This is a genomic window from Frankia sp. Allo2 (assembly GCF_000733325.1).
Classification (GTDB): domain Bacteria; phylum Actinomycetota; class Actinomycetes; order Frankiales; family Frankiaceae; genus Frankia; species Frankia casuarinae.
This window is the reverse complement of sequence record NZ_JPHT01000040.1, coordinates 1-17,697: the sequence shown is the minus strand read 5'-3', so window position 1 is coordinate 17,697 and position 17,697 is coordinate 1. Positions and strand designations below refer to the sequence as shown.

The window sequence follows — 17,697 nt, the reverse complement described above, 5'->3', positions numbered from 1 at the left end:
GGCCCCGGCACCGGTCCGGCACTGNCCNCCGCCCGCCTGGATCTCGGCGCATCGAAACGGAGCCGCACGTGGATTCCGCCGCACCGTCCCTGGGAGCACCGGATTGGCCCGCACGGTCCGACCCGGAGATGGAACCGCCCGGCCACACCCGGCTGCGCGGCCTGGTGAGCAAGGCGTTCACCCCGCGCACGATCGAGGGGATGCGGCCGTGGGCCGAGCAGGTCGTTGACGACCTGCTGAGCCGCCTCATCCAGCGGGGCCTGACGTCGCTGCCGCTGAGCCTCACTCCCGGAGGCGTCGCGTGAGCATCGAGACGACCGACCCGACGGCGAACGGGCGGACGACAGCCAGGCAGGCGGTGGGCCGGCAGGCGGCGCGGCAGGTGGTGGTCACCGGTCTCGGGGCCACGACACCGCTCGGCGGCGACGTCGCGTCGACGTGGAGCGGCGTGCTGGCCGGCCGATCCGGGATCCGCCGGCTCGATGAGCCGTGGGCGCAGTCGCTGCCGGTCCGCATCGCCGCGCCGGTGGCCGTCGAGCCGCAGCTTGGCCGGGTGGAGGCACGCACGCTCGACCGGGGGCAGCGGCTTGCCCTCGTCGCAGCCCGGGAAGCCTGGGCCGACGCGGGCACCCCCACGCCGGAGCCGGAACGTTTCGCCGTCGTCGTCGGTTCCGGGGTCGGCGGCCTCACCACCCTGCTCGACCAGTACGACGTGTTCCGGGAGCGCGGGGCGCGCCAGGTGTCCCCGCACCTGGTGCCGATGCTCATGCCGAACGGACCGGCCGCGGCGGTGGGTCTCGCGCTCGGTGCCCGCGCCGGGGTGCACGCTCCGGTGAGCGCCTGCGCGTCCGGTGCGGAGGCCATTGCCACCGCCGTCGACCTGATCCAGGCCGGTCGAGCGGATGTCGCCGTCGCCGGTGGCACGGAGGCCGCCGTCCATCCGCTCCCGCTCGTGGGATTCGCGCAGATGCAGGCGCTGTCCCGCCGTGAGGACCCGCCGGAGTCGGCGTCCCGGCCGTTCGACAAAGTCCGGGACGGATTCGTGCTCGGCGAGGGTGCCGGGATGTTCGTCCTGGAGGCCGCCGAGCACGCCCGCGCCCGCGGCGCCCGGGTCTACACGACCGTGGCCGGCGCTGGGGTCAGCGCCGACGCCTATCACGTCGCAGCCCCCGACCCGACGGGAGCCGGGGCGGCGCGGGCCGTGCGCCGGGCGTTGCACGCCGCCGGTCTTGACCCGGCGGACGTGGTGCACGTGAACGCGCATGCCTCGGGGACACCGGCTGGCGATCTCGCCGAGAGCCGTGCGCTGCGCGGCGCGCTGGGCGCGGCGCTCGACGGTGTCGCGGTGACGTCGACGAAGTCGATGACCGGACATCTGCTGGGCGCGGCCGGCGCGGTGGAGGCGCTGCTCTGCGTGCTGACGTTGCGGGAGCGGACGGTCCCGGCGACCCGCAACCTCGAGGCGATCGACGACGAGATCACGCTGGACGTGGTGACGATGGACAACAGGCCGATCCGGACCGGCGCGGCGCTGTCGACGTCGTTCGGCTTCGGCGGCCACGATGTCTGCCTCGCCTTCACCCCCTGGCCCTGACCGTCGGTCGCCTCGCCGTGGTCGGTACGTCTGCCCGAGCGGACACCGGACGGCCATGGCGGGAGCATCGGGTGCGCACGATGCTCAGAAAGTCGCCATGCACATGTTGCCAAAGATCCGACTAGCCGTAACCATTGGCCCGTGATGTCCTACGAACAGGTACTGCAGGTGTCCGATCCGCTCGAGCGAGCCGCGTTGGCAGATGATCTGATGTGGGCTGACCATCCGCGCAGACTGGATCTGCGCACAGCACGTGGGGTGGCCATTCGGGAGGCGTTGGAGGCGGGGCGGTCGCCCGACGACGTCGCCCGCCGACTCGTCGTCACCGTGGCCGATCTGACCTGGATGGCCGCGCCTGCGGCATCCGCCGTAGCTTGATCCGTCGAGGGCCGGTCGGACAACGGCGTCCGCCGACCCGAACCCCACTGTCGGTTGTCCACCCTCGGAACCGTGCCGTCACCCACGGCCTTTCAGGGCCGCAGTCGGAACGGTGGGTAGTCGTCCGTGGTCAGAATGACCGCGTAGCAGACCACCCGGTTCGTCCAGCGCAGCACGCCGACGACGAAGTCGAACAGTCCCCGCGGGAGGCGTCCGGTGAGGAGCACGGCGAACCAGCCGACGATCATCGCCGCCACCGTCGCGATATACAGGAAGAACAGCGCGATGTAGTGCGGGACCGCCAGCAGCCACTTGACCAGGGGCAGCCAGCGGTTCAGACGCGCGGCGTCCGGATAGGGAATCGTCAAGTGGACGGCCTGTTCGTCCTCCGTCGAGGGATATTCGTCCCGCAGCAGGGTGAGATAGGCCACGACCCGGTTCGTGAAACTCAGTAGAGCGACATTCCAGTCGAACCACCACCGCGGGTACCTCTGCCGGAAAAGAATCAGCAGCAGGGGAGCGAAGAACAGCAGCCCGCCGCCGAACATCGCACTGTTTCTGCCGTATCCCGTACCGCCGACCGCCGCGAGGACGACCGCGATCGGGATGACCGTGATAATTCGAAAGAACACGGTGAGTCGATCGCGCTCCCCTGTCGGGTAGTCGATCTCGAAGGACACCGGATGGCCGGGGTGCCGCGGCTCTACGCTAAATGTCCCCTGGTCGGTCATGGCTGCTCCCTGGTAAATCGGTAACCTCGTCCTGCCGGCTTATTTTCGGTCAGCGGTGCCGGGTGCGAGAGAGCCATGAGTCCCCCTTTTTCGGTCGGATCGGACCGAGGCGGCCACGGCGAACCATCCGGCTGACGGTGTTCCTTGCCGCCACCCCTGCCACCAGCAAGATTGGTGCGGAATATATTCTTTTGCGCAGTCTTGTCGTCTTTATGGAGAAGGGGATATCGAGAAGGGGAGGCTGTCAGCGCGATGACGACGGCCATGATCTGTCAGGCCGCCCGAGAGGACTGTCCCCGACACCGGGCGGTAGTCCCCGACCCCGGGCGGGTAGGGAGACCGACGGGCCGGCCGCGAGCGGGGTGCTCTGTGGGGCTGCCCGGGCCCCGAGGAGCCGTGGATGCACGAGCTGGCGATCACCCAGAACGTCGTGGACACGATCGTGGAACGGATCGGGGCAGCGCGGGCCACGGCGGTTCACCTGGTCATCGGGCGGGTGTCCGGCGTCGTGCCCGACTCCGTCCGATTCTGTTTCGACCTGGTGGCAGCGGGCACGCCGGTCGAAGGCGCTCGCCTGGAGATCGACGAACCGCCGGGCCGTGCCCGTTGCCGGCGGTGCGGCGCCACGTTCGAGGCCGACGATCGCCTGCTCCTGGTGCTCTGCCCGTGCGGCAGCGCCGACGTCGAGGTGGTCGGTGGCGACGAGCTGATGATCGTTACGGTCGAGGTGACACCCGTGCCGAGCGGCGGAGGTGATGTGGGATGTGTGGAACCTGCGGGTGTGACGACGTCGCGGCGCCGCCCCGGCTGACCTCCCTCGACGGGGTCGACCCCGTCGGTCCCGGCCCGGCGCTTGCCGGCCACGCGCCTGACGGGGGGACCACGTCGCGCACCGTGGTTGTCGAGGAGCGGATGCTGGCCAGGAACGACATGCTCGCCGAGGCGAACCGCCGCCGCCTGCTCGCCCGTGACGTGCTGGCGATCAACCTGATGGGCTCGCCGGGATCGGGCAAGACGACGCTGCTGGAGCGGACCGTCCGCGAGTTCGGCGTGGGCGTGCCGATCGCGGTGGTTGAAGGTGATCAGGAGAGTATCCGCGACGCCGAGCGCATCCGGTCCACGGGCGCTCCCGTCGTCCAGATCAACACCGGCCGTGGCTGCCACCTCGATGCGGCCATGATCGACTGTGCGCTGCGTGAGCTCGAACCAGCAGAGGATTCGATGGTGTTCATCGAGAACGTCGGCAATCTGGTCTGCCCGGCGCTGTTCGACCTGGGCGAGCGAGCCCGGGTGGTGCTGATGTCCGTCACCGAAGGCGAGGACAAGCCGACCAAGTATCCGCACATGTTCGCGGCTGCCGATCTCGTCCTGCTCACCAAGTGCGACCTGCTGCCCTACCTCGACGTTGAGGTCGCGCGGTACGAGGCGCAGGTTCACCGGATCAATCCCCGGGTCGACGTACTGCGCGTCCGCGCGACCCCGGGATCGGGGCCGGGTCTGAGGCCGGGGCCTGGCCTGGGCCAGTGGTACGCCTGGCTGCGCGCCGAGCGGGGTGCCGGCCACCGCCCGCGGTCGAGCGGGCCGTCTCACGGTGTTTGAGGCCGCGGCACCCGGGCAACCCGTCGAAGAATAGCTACGAGTGTTCTCGTAACTGCATATAGCCATAATGCGTAGTTACATGTGGTTACAGTACGGTGGGCATCGTCCCCAGGGGTGGTGCCACGGCTCCGCCGAAGGGGGACTGTCATGCTGCTCGCGGGTTCGTCCTGTCCTGGGCATCGCTCGCCATGACGGCGCCCAGCGCGCGGACCACCCTTCACGTGGACGTGGGGGCCGGCACCGGTGCCGACGAGGCCGGTGGGAGCTGTCCCGCCGGTTTCGCGTCGGCCCGTGCAGTGGCTGACGCGGTGCTGTACGAGGGCTATCTGCTCTATCCGTATCGCCGCTCCTCGGGCAAGAACCGGATGCGGTGGCAGTTCGGGGTGCTCGCGCCGCGGCGTTGGGTCGAGGCGGGTGGGCCGGTTCCACGGACCGTCGCCGGATCGACGGATGCGTGGTGCCAGCAGACCGACTGTCTTCTCGAGCTGTCCCCGACCGCCTCGGTTGTCGTCCGGCTGCGCTTTCTGCAACTCCAGCGCCGTTCGGTCGAGGTCAGAGGGGCCGACGGTGCGTTCGGCGAGGTCGACGCGCTGAAGGCGGACGGCGCTGCTCGGCTGAGTTTCGACGAGGCGGTGCCGCGCGAGGCCGGTCTCACCCTCGACCTGGCCGACCTGGCCGACCTGGCCGACCTGGCCGACCTGGCTGACCTGGCCGACCCGGCCGACCCGGCTGTGCGGGGCCGGTCGGCGGAACAGGCTGATCGTGGAGAGTCGTTCAGCCTGAGCCTGCCCGGTGGCATGGAGATCGAGCCGTTGGATGATCGCGGCAACCCGGCGGGCCGCGACGTTGGGCGCGGCGGTGCGGCTCGGGNGGTTCGCCGGCGGNGGCCGGTCTCGGCGACGGTCCGGGTGTCCGTGACGCGGGCTGCGGCTCCCTTCCGGCTGTACCGGCTGCGCCTGGTCGTCGAGAACACGGTGGCGGACGTCCCCGCCGGCGCCGCGCGACCGATGGCGCTGCGCCGATCGATGATCGCGACACACAGCCTCCTGGGTGCGTGCGGGGGACGGTTCCTCTCGCTGCTCGATCCGCCGACCTGGGCCGCCGGGGCGACACGGGAGTGTGAGAACATCCACACCTTCCCCGTTCTCGCCGGTGCCGACGGAGCGCCGGACGTGATGCTGTCCTCGCCGATCATCCTGTACGACCATCCCCGGATCGCCCCCGAGAGCCCGGGTGACCTCTTCGACGCCACCGAGATCGATGAAATCCTCTCGCTGCGCACGCTGGCTCTGACCGACGACGAGAAACACGAGGCTCGGGCGACCGATCGCCGCGCCGCGGAGATTATCGACCGGGTCGACGGGATCCCGCGGGACACACTCGCCCGCCTGCATGGCGCCGTCCGGTCGCTGCGACCGGTTCCGTCGGTCGGGGCCGCGCCGGCCGGCGTACCGGTTGCCGCCGCGACCACGCGATGGTGGGAGCCGGAGGCGGACCGGTCGGTCCGTCCGGACAGTGACAGTGTTTCCCTGGACGGCGTGATGATCGCTAAGGGCAGCCGGGTCCGGCTGCATCCCCGTGACCGTGGAAGCAGCTGTGGAAGCGACGCGCACGACATGTTTCTCAGGGGGCGCGAGGCCCGGGTTCAGGCCGTCTTTCTGGACGTTGACGGCGCCTGGCACGTCGCGGTGTCCCTGGACGACGACCCGGCCGCCGAACTGCACCGGTGGTACGGCCGTCATTACTACTTCGCACCCGAGGAGCTGGCACCGCTCACCGACGGACCGGGTGCGTCATGATCGGGCCGGCGCCCACCCGCGTGGGTCCGCCCGCGGGTTCCTCCGCGGGTCCACCGCGCGTCCTCGTCGCCGGGATCGGCAACGTGTTCCTCGGCGACGACGGATTCGGGGTGGAGGTTGTGCGCCGCATCGACCCGGCGGACCTGCCGGCCGGGGTGGACGTCGTCGACTACGGGATCCGCGGCGTGCATCTCGCCTATGAGCTCCTCGACGGCCGGTACGACGTGGTGATCCTCGTCGACGCGGTCCCGTCGACCGATCCACCGGGGACTCTCGTGGTGCTCCGGCCCGAACTTGACGGGGCCGGCGTCAACGACATTCCCGTTGACGACATCCCCCCCGTCGATGACATCCCCCTCATGGACGCCCATGGCATGTCTCCCGACGTGGTCCTGCGGTTGCTGCGGGGCCTCGGTGGCGATGTCGGCCGAGTGCTGGTCGTCGGCTGCCGACCCGCCGTCGTCGAGGAGCGGATGGGACTGTCCCACGCCGCGGGGGCTGCCGTCGGCGACGCGGTGCGGCTCATCGCGCAGATCGTCCGAGACCCCGGCTCGTGGGGTCCATCCCCAGCATCCGCCAGTAGGAGGGAGGGGCCGAGATGACGGCCACGAACCCGCAGTCCGGGAGCTCGCGACGCGGCGGTTTCGACGAGGTGCACATCCTCTGGATCTCCGAGGGGATGAGCTGCGACGGCGACACGGTGTCGGTGACCGCGGCCTCCCAGCCAGCGATCGAGGATGNCGTCACCGGGCTCGTGCCGGGGTTGCCGACGGTCCATCTGCATAACAAGGTGCTGTCGCCGACCGTCGGCGGGGAGGAGTTCCTGGCCCCGTACCGAGCCGCGGCCCGCGGTGACATCGAGCCGTTCATCCTCGTCATCGAGGGCTCGATTCCGAACGAGAACATCCACGGCGACGGGTACTGGACGTCGTTCGGGAACGATCCGGACACCGGCCAGCCGCTGACCCTGAACTGGTGGATCGACCGGCTGGCACCCAGGGCGTGGGCGGTCGTCGCGATCGGCACCTGCGCCGCGTACGGCGGGATCCACGCGATGGCCGGCAACCCGACCGGGTCGATGGGCCTTGCCGACTACCTGGGCCATGACTTCACCTCCGCCGGCAACCTGCCGATTGTCAACGTCCCCGGCTGCCCGGTTCAACCGGACGACTTCATGGAGACGCTGACCTGGGTGCTTTACCACGCGGCGGGCACGGCACCGCCGCCACCGCTGGACGACCAACTCCGACCCCAGTGGATCTTCGGTCGGACCGTGCACGAGGGCTGTGACCGGGCGGGCTACTACGAACAGGCCGATTTCGCGAAGGACTACAACTCGCCGAAGTGTCAGGTGAAGATTGGCTGCTGGGGTCCGGTGGTGAACTGCAACGTGCCCAAGCGCGGGTGGATGGGCGGGCTGGGCGGCTGCCCGAACGTGGGCGGCATCTGCATTGCCTGCACGATGCCGGGATTCCCGGACAAGTTCATGCCGTTCATGGACATGCCGCCGGGAGGGAGCCTGTCCTCGCGCGCGATCAAACCCTACGGGTCGTTCATCCGCAGGCTGCGTGGCATCACCAATGCGACGGCGAACACCGAGCCGAAGTGGCGGCACAACCGGGAGCTGCTGACCACCGGCTACGACCCGCATTACCGCCCCTAGGACCGGGCCGGAGCCCACGTCGGCGAGACGGCAGGCGGGGCGGCACACCCGGTCTGTCCGGGCCGGGCCCAGCGATGCCGGAGGGAGTGTGCGATGACGACGACCAGGCAGTCGAGAACCGGGGAGAAGCCCGCCCAGATCGTGGAGATGGCGTGGGACCCGATCACGCGCATCATCGGCAACCTCGGGATCTACACGAAGATCGACTTTGCCAACCGGCGGGTCACCGAGTGTCACAGCACCTCGTCGCTGTTCCGCGGCTATTCGGTGTTCATGAAGGGCAAGGATCCGCGGGACGCGGGTTTCATCACCAGCCGCATCTGCGGCATCTGTGGGGACAACCACACCACCTGCTCGGTCTACGCCCAGAACATGGCGTACGGCATCGCGAACCCGCCGATGGCGGAATGGATCATCAATCTCGGAGAGGCCGCCGAGTACCTGTTCGATCACACGATCTTCCAGGACAACCTGGTGTTCGTGGANTTCTGCGAGGCGATGGTCAAGCAGACCAATCCCGGCGTGCTGGCCCGGGCAGAGGCCACCGCCGCACCGAACGCGGCCGTGCACGGGATGCGGACTATCGCTGACATCATGCGTTCGTTCAACCCGTTCGAGGGGGAGATCTACCGGGAGGCCCTCAAGGTTAGCCGGATCACCCGCGAGATGTTCTGCCTGATGGAGGGCAGGCACGTGCACCCCTCCACGCTGTATCCGGGCGGGGTCGGCACGATGCCGGAACCGACGGTGTTCACCGACTACCTCAGCCGGCTGATGGAGATCCTTGATTTCGTCAAGAAGGCCGTCGCGTTGAACGACGACCTGTTCGACTTCTGGTACGAGGCGCTGCCCGGTTACGAGGAGGTCGGCCGCCGCCGGGTGCTGCTGGGCTGCTGGGGCGCGTTCCAGGATCCGAACGTCGTGGACTACCGGTACGAGAACATGACCACCTGGGGCCGGGCGATGCACGTGACACCCGGGATCGTCGTCGACGGCGATCTGCTGACCACCGACCTGGTGGAGATCAATCTGGGCATCCGGATCCTGCTGGGCAGTTCCTTCTACCAGGACTGGGTGAACGAGGAGCCGTTCGTCACCCGGGATCCGCTCGGAAATCCGGTCGACATGCGCCATCCGTGGAACCAGACGACGCTGCCGGTGCCGCAGAAGCGGGACTTCGGGGAGAAGTACAGCTGGGTGATGAGCCCGCGGTGGCTTGACGCCCGCAGCGGCGAGCATCTCGCCCTGGATACCGGGGGAGGGCCCTTCGCTCGGCTTTACACCACGGCACTCGCCGGACTGGTGAACACCCCCTACGTCACCGCGACCGGGGGCGCGGTGAACATCTCGCTGCCGCGCAGCCGCACGCTGCCCGCCGTCGACCTGCAGTGGAAGCCGCCGGCCTGGTCGAACGCGATCGAGCGGGACCGGGCCCGTGTCTACTTCGTCGCCTACGCGGCGGCGATGGCGCTGTACTTCCTCGAGCAGGGCATGGATCGGGTGCGCTCGGGTGACACCCGGGTGTTCTGCGACTTCGACGTGCCGGACGAGACGATCGGCTGCGGTTTCCACGAGGCGGTGCGCGGCGTGCTGTCGCACCACATGGTGGTGCGCGACGGCAAGATCGCAAATTATCNCCCCTNCCCGCCGACGCCGTGGAACGGCAGCCCCCGCGACTTCTTCGGAACTCCGGGCCCCTACGAGGACGCGGTACAGAACATGCCGATCTTCGAGGAGAACGGTCCGGAGGGGTTCAAGGGCGTTGATGTGATGCGGACGGTGCGCAGCTTCGACCCCTGCCTGCCCTGCGGGGTGCACATGTATCTCGGTCGGGGCCGCACCCTGCGCACGGTGCACTCGCCGATGTTCGGGGCCAGCCATGGTTGATCCGGACGGCGCGGGTGGGCACCGGCTCGACGATCTCGCTGTGCGGGGCCGGCTCGCCCACCTCGACGAGGTGCTGGCGCAGGTGGAGCGCATTCCGGGGCCGAGTGGTGAGCTGGCGATCGACGCGGTGGCAACACTCGCGGCGGTGTACGGCGAGGCGCTGGCCCGAGCCGTCGGATACGCGTCGGGAGCCCCGGAGGTGCTCGCCGCGTTCACCGGCGACGAGCTGCTCGACCATCTGCTCGTCCTGCACGACGTCCATCCTGAGCCGGTCGGGGCCCGGGTCGCGCGGGCGATCGAGCAGCTTCGACCCGCAGTCCGGGACCGGGGTGGGGAGATCGAGCTGAGTGGGATCGAACGGGGGGTGGCCGAGGTCCGGCTGACCCTCGGCGGGTGTGGCTCGACCTCGGCGGGGGTCACCGAGGCGGTTCGCCAGGCCGTGCTCGCCGTCGCGCCGGAGCTGTCCGACGTCCGGCGCCTACCCGCGCCGGGTGAACCCGAGCGGACCGCCTTCGTTCCCCTCGACACCGTGCTCGCCCGGCCCGTCGCCGACGGGGTGGGTCCATGACGGCCCCGATGTCCCCGACGGCCGACGGCGCGTTGCGGCGGCTTGTGCGCGCCGCGACCGACCGCGCCGGCGCGGCCGAGGCCCGCTGCGACATGTGCCGGACCGCCGTGCCGGCGGAGCATCGGCACATCCTCGACGAACAACGCGACGAGCTGCTCTGCGCCTGCCAGGCGTGCGCGCTGCTGTTCGACCGGGAGGCGGCCGGACGTGGGCACTTCCGGCTCGTTCCCCGGCGACGGCTGCGGCTTCCCGCACTCGACGCGGACGAGCTGGGTACCCCGGTGGGGTTGGCGTTCTTCGTCGTCGGGACCGACGGCTCGGTCAGCGCCCGCTATCCCAGCCCGATGGGCGCCACCCGCTGGGGCGTCGCGCCCGGCACGTGGCGCGGCATCGTGCGGCGCTGCCCGGCGCTGGGTGACCTGACACCGCTGGTCGAGGCGCTGCTGACGAACACTACCCACGGCCGCCACGAGCACTGGATCGTTCCCGTCGACGACTGTCACCGGCTCGTGGCGGTCATCCGGCGGGNGTGGAGGGGNCTGTCCGGNGGCCTGCGCGTGTGGCCGGCGATCGACGGGTTCTTCGCCGATCTCGGCCGCCGGCCCGCAAGCCCGGTGCGGGCCGCACGGCCGGTGCATCTTACGGGCCAGGGCCGCGCTGGCCCCGCGGGGCGGGGCTGAGAGGAAAGAGAGGGAGGGCAGGACGAGATGGCCGAGATCCGGGTCGGTAAGCCCGACGTCGCGCCGGACGCCACCGCGCACGTCAAGGGGGTTGCACAGGGCAACGCGACCGGTTCGTACCGATGGCAGGTGGGGCACCACGCCGATGGCAGCGCCGACGCTCGGCGCTCCACCGGCGTCCGACCGAAGAGGCGCAATCCCGTCGCGCCGAGGAGCATGCCCAACCTGCCGCCGGGGTAGCGCCCAGCAGGCGGCGCACCACCCGAAGCCCGCGGACACGCGTGGGAAAACGGTACCGAGGAGGTGGACATGAGTAGTCGCAAGCTGGTGCTGGCGACAGTCGGCGTGGCCGGTGCCGTCGGCCTATTCTGGAGGGAGTATCCGGCCCTCGTCCGATACATCAGGATCGAGAAGATGTGATGGCGGACGGCACGGCGGGCCGCATGACCCGGCCGGTGCTCTCGGTGGGCGGGGCCGGTGAACCGAGCCGGGAGGCCGGCCCAGGCGGCCGGGCCCGGCGACGGTTCGTCGTCCAGGGGCTGGTCCAGGGGGTCGGCTTCCGGCCGTTCGTCCACGCCGCCGCGACGGAGCTGGCTCTGACCGGCTGGGTGCGCAACGACACCGGCGGCGTGGTCGCGGAGGTCGAGGGAACCCCCGGCGCAGTCGAGGACTTCGCCCGCCGGCTTCGCTGCGACGTGCCGCCGCTGGCCATGGTCGAGCGGGTCGTGACCACGGAACTTCCGCCCTGCGGCGGATCCGGCTTCGCGATCGTCCGATCCCGGCCGGCCGCGGGTGGGCGTACGGCGGCGGCCCCCGACGTGGCGACATGCCCGGATTGCCTGCGGGAACTGGCCGATCCCGCGGACCGGCGTTACCGGCATCCGTTCATCACGTGCACCAACTGCGGACCCAGGTTCACGATCATCACCGACCTTCCCTACGACCGGCCGGCAACGACGATGGCCCGGTTCGCCATGTGCCCCGTGTGTGAGCGGGAGTACTCCGATCCGGCCGACCGACGTTTCCATGCCCAGCCGATCGCCTGCCCGGCGTGCGGACCGCGCCTGGAGTTCGTGTCGCCGTTGGGCGCGCCGCGGACCGGCGAGGACGCGCTCGCCGCGGCGCGGCGGCTGCTCGCCGACGGTGGCGTCCTGGCGGTGAAGGGGGTGGGCGGCTACCNCCTCGCCTGCGTCGCCACCGACCCGACGGCGGTGACGACCCTGCGACGCCGCAAACGGCGCGGCGGCAAGCCGTTCGCCGTCATGGTCCACGACCTGGCTGCGGCCCGGGCCCTGGCGCATGTCGACGAGCGGGAGGCGGCCCTGCTCACCGACCCCGCTCGGCCCATCGTGCTGGTGCGCCGCCGTCGCGACGGCCGTCCCGCGCTCGCCGACTCCGTTGCCCCGGACAACCCCGATCTCGGTCTGCTGCTGCCCTACACGCCGGTGCACCATCTGCTGCTCGGCCTGCCAGGCGAGCCCGTGCCCCTCCATCGAACCGTCGGCACCGCCGGATGGCCGCCGTTGGTGATGACCTCCGGGAACCTCGGCGGCGAGCCGATCGCGGCCGAGGACACCGACGCCCTGCGCCGGCTCGCCCCGCTTGTCGATGGCTGGCTGCGCCACGACCGTCCGATCCGGGTGCCCTGCGACGACTCCGTTGTCCGGGTGGTCGATGGTGCCCCGTCGCCGGTACGCCGCTCGCGTGGCTACGCGCCGTTGCCGGTGCCGCTGCCGTTCGAGGTGCCCCCGACGCTGGCCGTCGGGGCCGACCTCAAGAACACCTGCGGCCTGGGCGCGGGCCGGTCGGCCTGGCTCAGCGGGCACATCGGGGACATGGACGACCTGGCCACCCTGCGCGCCTTCGACGCCGCCGAGCGGCACCTCGAGCACCTGACCGGCGTCACCCCCCGCCAGCTCGTCACCGACGCGCATCCGGGCTATCGGTCGCGCCAGTGGGCTGTGCGGCACGCCGCCGGCCGACCGATACGGACCGTGCAGCATCACCATGCCCATGTGGCCGCGCTGATGGCCGAGCACGGCCTCGACGGCACCCGGCCGGTGGTGGGATTCGCCTTTGACGGGACCGGCTACGGCCCCGACCGGGCCGTGTGGGGCGGCGAGGTGCTGATCGCCGACTACCGCGGGTTCCGGCGCTTCGCCCACCTGGGCTATGTGCCGCTTGCCGGTGGGGACGCCGCGGTTCGGCGGCCCTGCCGGATGGCGCTCGCCCATCTGCACGCCGCCGGAGTCCGCTGGGATCCCACCCTGCCGCCGGTCGTCGCCTGCCCGCAGCCGGAGCGGCGGGTGCTGACCCACCAGCTGGCCAGCGGGCTGGGCTGCGTGCCGACCTCCAGCATGGGGCGGCTCTTCGACGCGGTCAGCTCGCTGCTCGGCATCCGTCACGAGGTCGACTTCGAGGCGCAGGCGGCGATCGAGCTGGAGGCCCGGGCGCGCACCGCGGCCGGCGGCGGCGCGGACGACCGCGAACGCCACGCGTTCGCCCTGCGCGGGCAGGGGCTGGGCAGGCCGCTGATTATCGACCCGGCGCCGGTCATCCGGGCGATGGTGAGGGATCTGTCGGCCGGGCTCGCCGTGGACATCGCCGCGGTCCGTTTCCACACAGCCGTCGTGGCGATGATCGTGGACCTCGCCCGGCGGGCACGCGGCGAGGTGGGCCTTGACCTGGTCGGACTCACCGGCGGGGTCTTCCAGAACGCCGTTCTGACGACGGCTGCATCCAGGGCACTGCATGCGGGGGGCTTCACGGTGCTGCGGCATGCGCGGGTACCTCCGAATGACGGGGGGATCGCTCTCGGTCAGCTGCTCGTCGCCGCAGCGCGGGAGAAGACGCGGGAAAAGGGGTGAGGAACAGGTGTGTCTCGCGGTTCCAGGACGGGTGGTGGGGATCGAGGAACGCCACGGGGCCCGGATGGCCGAGGTCGATTTCGGGGGTGTGCGCAAGGACGTCTGCCTGCAGTACCTGCCCGAGGTCATGGTCGGCGAGTACGTGATCGTGCATGTGGGGTTCGCGATCCAACGGCTGGACGAACGCTCGGCGGTGGAGTCGCTGGCCACCTTCGCGCGGATGGGACTCCTGACCGAGGAGCTGGGTGACGGTGCGGCCGGTGTGAGTGCCACGGCCCGCGGGGCCGGCGAGGAGGGGGTGACGCGGTGAGGTATCTGGAGGAGTTCCGGGATCCGGAGCTGGCCGGTCGGCTGCTGGAACAGATCCACGCGACGACGACTCGCCCATGGTCGATCATGGAGGTCTGCGGTGGGCAGACTCACTCGCTCATCCGGCACGGTATCGATCAGCTTCTGCCCGAGGGCATCGAGATGATCCACGGCCCCGGCTGCCCGGTGTGCGTGACCCCGCTTGAGATCATCGACAGGGCGCTGGAGATCGCCGCACGGCCGGGCGTCATCTTCTGCTCCTTCGGCGACATGCTGCGGGTGCCGGGGAGCGATCGGGACCTCTTCCGGGTGAAGAGCGCGGGCGCCGACGTCCGGGTGGTCTACTCCCCGCTGGACGCCCTGACGATCGCCCAGCGCAACCCCGATCGGGAGGTCGTGTTCTTCGGGATCGGATTCGAGACCACCGCGCCGGCCAACGCGATGACGGTCTTCCAGGCGAAACGGCTCGACTTGGGCAACTTCTCCCTGCTGGTGTCGCACGTGCTGGTACCGCCGGCGATTGCCGCGATCATGGAGTCGCCGAGCTGCCGCGTCCAGGGGTTCCTGGCCGCTGGTCACGTCTGCAGCGTGATGGGCACCGGCGAGTACCCGGCCCTGGCACGGCGTTACGGCGTGCCGATCGTGGTCACCGGCTTCGAACCACTCGACCTCCTCGAGGGCATCCGCCGCACCGTGGTGCAGCTGGAGGCCGGCCGACACGAGGTGGAGAACGCCTATCCCCGAGCGGTTCCGGCAGCCGGCAACCCGGCCGCCATCGCGATGCTGCGGGATGTTTTCGAGGTGGCCGACCGGGCCTGGCGGGGCATCGGTGTCATCCCGGGCAGCGGCTGGCGCCTGTCGCCGGCCTACCGCGACTTCGACGCGGAGCTGCGGTTTGCCGTCGCGGATGTCCACACGGCCGAGTCGTCGGCGTGCCGATCGGGCGAGGTGCTCCAAGGCCTGATCAAGCCGCATGAGTGCGCGGCCTTCGGACGGCAGTGCACTCCGCGGACCCCGCTCGGCGCGACCATGGTGTCCTCCGAAGGGGCCTGTGCCGCCTACTACCTCTACCGCCGGATGAGCACCTCCCCGGCGATTGCGCAGCCCCTGCCGGAAGCGGGACGTGCGCCGGAAGCGGGACATGTGCTGGAGGTGGGACGTGCGCTGGAGGTGGGACGTGCGCTGGAGGTGGGACATGGTGGATGAGGCCGCGACGGCGGTGGATCCGGCCGCGTGGACCTGCCCGGCGCCGTTGGTGGAGTGCCCCACGATCGTGATGGGGCATGGCGGCGGGGGGGCGATGTCGGCCGAACTCGTCGAGCATCTCTTCCTGCCGGCCTTCGCAGCCGCCGGCGCGGGCGGTCCGGAGGACCTGGGGGATGCGGCCGTGGTCACCGTCNACGGCGCACGGGTGTCGTTCACCACCGACTCCTACGTCGTTCGACCGTTGTTCTTCCCTGGCGGCTCGATCGGTGATCTTGCGGTCAACGGAACCGTCAACGACCTGGCGATGTCCGGCGCCGAACCCCGGTACCTCTCGACCGCATTCATCCTGGAAGAGGGCACCGAGCTGACCGATCTCGGCCGGGTGGCGGATGCGCTCGGAGCGGCGGCCCGTGCCGCGGGCGTCCGGCTGGTCACCGGCGACACCAAGGTCGTCGATGCCGGTCACGGTGATGGGGTCTACGTCAACACGGCGGGGATCGGCCTGGTTCCCGACGGCGTTGACATCCGGCCCGCTCGGGCCCGGCCGGGCGACGTCGTCCTGGTCAGCGGCGAGATCGGGCTGCACGGGATCGCCGTGCTCAGCTGCCGGGAGGGCCTGGAATTCGCCACGGAGGTCCGCAGTGACACCGCACCGTTGCACGGACTGGTCGGCGCCATGTTGCGCACCGGCGCGGACGTGCACGCCCTGCGGGACCCGACGCGCGGAGGACTGGCCGCGACACTCAACGAGATTGCGCGGACCGCGCGGGTGGGAATCGTCATCACCGAACGGCATGTTCCCGTTCCCGAGCCGGTCCTCGACGCCTGCAGCATTCTCGGGCTGGACCCCTTCTACATCGCCAACGAGGGCAAGCTCGTGGCGATGGTCGCGCCGCGGGACGCCGATCGGGTGCTCGAGGCGATGCGCGCGCGCCCACTCGGCCGAAACGCGGCTGTGATAGGTACGGTGACCGCGGAACACCCGGGAATGGTGGTCGCGAGGACCGGTCTCGGCGCGAGCCGCCTGGTGGACCTCCCGGTCGGTGAGCAACTTCCCCGAATCTGCTGAATCTCTGAGCTGTTTTCGAGTCCAGGGTGGACCCGTGCATTCCGGTCCGCGCCTCCGTCGCCGAATTCGACAAGATCCCCGGGCAGGTGGAATGGTGAGGTGCATGCCTGTCGGCCTCTCGGTGGCGGGCTGGGGCTCAGGGAGTGACGGGCTGGCGCGCCGCGGGCGTCCGGCGGAATGCGGAGAGGACGTCCTCCGGACGCTCGGAGACGGGCGTCGGCGGCTCGGGATGGCGGCGATCATGGTCGGGTGGCCGGGAACGGTCTGTACGTGAACATGGTTGTAAGCGTAGACCTCTCGCCCGGCGATGTCGAACACGCGTTCGTTTCTGTGGTCGCGGCTCCGTCTTGGGGGTGTGGTCGTAATCGTGAAAGGATGACCCGTCGTTCCGCGTTGAACGTTGGTCTCAACCGAGGTAGCGTAGGCGGGTATTGGCGCGGTTGTTTCCGTCGAGGGCGAGAGTGGAGGCATCAGGCTTGCGGTCGGTTGGGGCTGTGGTGGTATGCTTCACTCTTAAGTCGTCCGGCCCGCCATGTGGCGGTTGGGCGGACGAAGCGGCGGNGGNTAATCGTATGGTCTTTNGGGNGTTGTTGAGGNGAGTCGTGAGTACAGGTAAGGTTCTTCGCTTCGACCATGTTCGGGGTTACGGTTTCATAGCTCCCAGTGACGGTGGAGACGATATTTTCCTACATGCCAACGATCTTCTTGTTGAGAAGAATCTCGTCATCCCTGGGGCCGTCATGGAGTTCGAGATCGAGGAGGGCGAGCGTGGGCTGAAGGCCAGTGCGGCCCGCATCCTCAGGTCCGCGCCCGCGGCTTCGGGTCTGGCCGCTCCGGCGCCGACGAGGGGAACCGTCCACGCGGACGATTCCGACGCTCTCTGCGACGTCCTGCCGGTCGGGGAGTTCACCCAGGAAATCACCGAACTGTTGCTCCGGATCGACCCGACCCTGACGGGGACGCAGATAGTCCGGATCAGAAGCGAGCTGATGGGCGTGGCCGAGAAGTACGGTTGGATCGAGAGCTGACGCGTATCCGGGCAGGGCGACGTCAAAGTAGGTACGGCGTNGCGTCTTGAGTTTGTGGTCGGCTACTGCTNGGGGTNGGGCCGCGAAGGGCCCTGGAACGCGGCAGACGCGGCACCTACAGGAAGATCTGAGTTCTCACGCAAAGGTCTTCCAGAAGCAGGTGCCGCGTCCGTGTCTGTAGTGTCCCCCATGTTGTGGCTTGAGTGTCAGCAGGAGCAGGTNGAGGTCTCGACAGCCGCGCAGGTCGCGGGGCTGGTCGCGGTGTTGCGGCGGGTACCGGACTGGCGCGACCCGCGGGGTGTTCGCTACGAGCTCGCGC

18 protein-coding genes are annotated in these 17,697 nt (G+C 70.1%); 17 read left to right on the top strand and 1 reads right to left on the bottom strand.

Features of this window, described 5'->3' with window-relative positions; all coding sequences use genetic code 11:
• Window positions 1-68: 68 nt before the first annotated feature.
• The 3 genes from ALLO2_RS27960 (at window position 69) to ALLO2_RS19590 (ending at window position 1,972) form a co-directional block, all read left to right on the top strand.
• Complete coding sequence (locus ALLO2_RS27960) at window positions 69-305, top strand: hypothetical protein (protein ID WP_011436367.1); 237 nt, start codon at window positions 69-71, stop codon at window positions 303-305.
• Between the two features lie 53 nt (window positions 306-358).
• A complete protein-coding gene (locus tag ALLO2_RS19595) occupies window positions 359-1,594 on the top strand; it encodes a beta-ketoacyl synthase (RefSeq protein ID WP_035734092.1) in 1,236 nt (411 codons plus the stop codon).
• Between the two features lie 144 nt (window positions 1,595-1,738).
• Complete coding sequence (locus ALLO2_RS19590) at window positions 1,739-1,972, top strand: hypothetical protein (RefSeq protein WP_023841713.1); 234 nt, start codon at window positions 1,739-1,741, stop codon at window positions 1,970-1,972.
• 92 nt (window positions 1,973-2,064) lie between these two features.
• On the opposite strand, the gene ALLO2_RS19585 is transcribed toward ALLO2_RS19590, so the two are convergent.
• Window positions 2,065-2,703, bottom strand: coding sequence for a DUF4389 domain-containing protein (locus ALLO2_RS19585; protein ID WP_011436370.1), 639 nt, complete (start codon window positions 2,701-2,703; stop codon window positions 2,065-2,067).
• 400 nt (window positions 2,704-3,103) lie between these two features.
• Between ALLO2_RS19585 and ALLO2_RS19580 the strand changes: the two genes are divergently transcribed.
• The 14 genes from ALLO2_RS19580 to ALLO2_RS19515 all read left to right on the top strand — a co-directional run bounded on the left by ALLO2_RS19580 (window position 3,104) and on the right by ALLO2_RS19515 (window position 17,378).
• Window positions 3,104-3,514, top strand: coding sequence for a hydrogenase maturation nickel metallochaperone HypA (locus ALLO2_RS19580; RefSeq protein ID WP_011436371.1), 411 nt, complete (start codon window positions 3,104-3,106; stop codon window positions 3,512-3,514).
• Entirely contained in the window at window positions 3,466-4,302 is an 837-nt protein-coding gene (gene hypB / locus ALLO2_RS19575) for a hydrogenase nickel incorporation protein HypB (protein ID WP_023841714.1), read from the top strand. The genes ALLO2_RS19580 and hypB overlap by 49 nt, the downstream gene beginning before the upstream one ends.
• A 188-nt stretch (window positions 4,303-4,490) precedes the next feature.
• Entirely contained in the window at window positions 4,491-6,101 is a 1,611-nt protein-coding gene (locus ALLO2_RS19570; protein WP_035734080.1) for a hypothetical protein, read from the top strand.
• Complete coding sequence (locus ALLO2_RS19565) at window positions 6,098-6,703, top strand: hydrogenase maturation protease (protein ID WP_023841715.1); 606 nt, start codon at window positions 6,098-6,100, stop codon at window positions 6,701-6,703. The genes ALLO2_RS19570 and ALLO2_RS19565 overlap by 4 nt, the downstream gene beginning before the upstream one ends.
• Window positions 6,700-7,764 carry a hydrogenase expression protein HypE gene (locus ALLO2_RS19560; RefSeq protein WP_035734078.1) on the top strand — a complete coding sequence of 355 codons (1,065 nt, stop codon included), beginning with the start codon at window positions 6,700-6,702 and terminating at the stop codon, window positions 7,762-7,764. The genes ALLO2_RS19565 and ALLO2_RS19560 overlap by 4 nt, the downstream gene beginning before the upstream one ends.
• A gap of 93 nt (window positions 7,765-7,857) precedes the next feature.
• Entirely contained in the window at window positions 7,858-9,651 is a 1,794-nt protein-coding gene (locus ALLO2_RS19555; RefSeq protein ID WP_035734077.1) for a nickel-dependent hydrogenase large subunit, read from the top strand.
• Window positions 9,644-10,219, top strand: a complete 576-nt coding sequence (locus ALLO2_RS19550; RefSeq protein ID WP_011436377.1) for a NifU family protein — start codon at window positions 9,644-9,646, stop codon at window positions 10,217-10,219. The genes ALLO2_RS19555 and ALLO2_RS19550 overlap by 8 nt, the downstream gene beginning before the upstream one ends.
• Entirely contained in the window at window positions 10,216-10,899 is a 684-nt protein-coding gene (locus tag ALLO2_RS19545) for a DUF5947 family protein (protein WP_035734076.1), read from the top strand. The genes ALLO2_RS19550 and ALLO2_RS19545 overlap by 4 nt, the downstream gene beginning before the upstream one ends.
• A 27-nt stretch (window positions 10,900-10,926) precedes the next feature.
• Window positions 10,927-11,139, top strand: a complete 213-nt coding sequence (locus ALLO2_RS19540) for a hypothetical protein (RefSeq protein WP_023841716.1) — start codon at window positions 10,927-10,929, stop codon at window positions 11,137-11,139.
• Between the two features lie 179 nt (window positions 11,140-11,318).
• Window positions 11,319-13,766, top strand: coding sequence for a carbamoyltransferase HypF (hypF, locus tag ALLO2_RS19535; RefSeq protein ID WP_232235214.1), 2,448 nt, complete (start codon window positions 11,319-11,321; stop codon window positions 13,764-13,766).
• Between the two features lie 7 nt (window positions 13,767-13,773).
• Window positions 13,774-14,076, top strand: coding sequence for a HypC/HybG/HupF family hydrogenase formation chaperone (locus ALLO2_RS19530; protein ID WP_011436380.1), 303 nt, complete (start codon window positions 13,774-13,776; stop codon window positions 14,074-14,076).
• Window positions 14,073-15,281, top strand: a complete 1,209-nt coding sequence (hypD, locus tag ALLO2_RS19525; protein WP_011436381.1) for a hydrogenase formation protein HypD — start codon at window positions 14,073-14,075, stop codon at window positions 15,279-15,281. Before ALLO2_RS19530 ends, hypD begins: the two co-directional genes overlap by 4 nt.
• Window positions 15,271-16,350, top strand: a complete 1,080-nt coding sequence (gene hypE, locus ALLO2_RS19520) for a hydrogenase expression/formation protein HypE (protein WP_035734072.1) — start codon at window positions 15,271-15,273, stop codon at window positions 16,348-16,350. Before hypD ends, hypE begins: the two co-directional genes overlap by 11 nt.
• A 602-nt stretch (window positions 16,351-16,952) precedes the next feature.
• Entirely contained in the window at window positions 16,953-17,378 is a 426-nt protein-coding gene (locus ALLO2_RS19515; protein ID WP_011436383.1) for a cold-shock protein, read from the top strand.
• Window positions 17,379-17,697 lie beyond the last annotated feature (319 nt).

Coding starts and splice junctions, on each gene's coding strand:
- ALLO2_RS19540 (WP_023841716.1), top strand. CDS start 10,927: ATGGCCGAGATCCGGGTCGGTAAGCCCGACGTCGCGCCGGACGCCACC.
- ALLO2_RS19590 (WP_023841713.1), top strand. CDS start 1,739: ATGTCCTACGAACAGGTACTGCAGGTGTCCGATCCGCTCGAGCGAGCC.
- ALLO2_RS19565 (WP_023841715.1), top strand. CDS start 6,098: ATGATCGGGCCGGCGCCCACCCGCGTGGGTCCGCCCGCGGGTTCCTCC.
- hypB (WP_023841714.1), top strand. CDS start 3,466: ATGTGTGGAACCTGCGGGTGTGACGACGTCGCGGCGCCGCCCCGGCTG.
- ALLO2_RS19580 (WP_011436371.1), top strand. CDS start 3,104: ATGCACGAGCTGGCGATCACCCAGAACGTCGTGGACACGATCGTGGAA.
- ALLO2_RS19550 (WP_011436377.1), top strand. CDS start 9,644: ATGGTTGATCCGGACGGCGCGGGTGGGCACCGGCTCGACGATCTCGCT.
- ALLO2_RS19585 (WP_011436370.1), bottom strand. CDS start 2,703: ATGACCGACCAGGGGACATTTAGCGTAGAGCCGCGGCACCCCGGCCAT.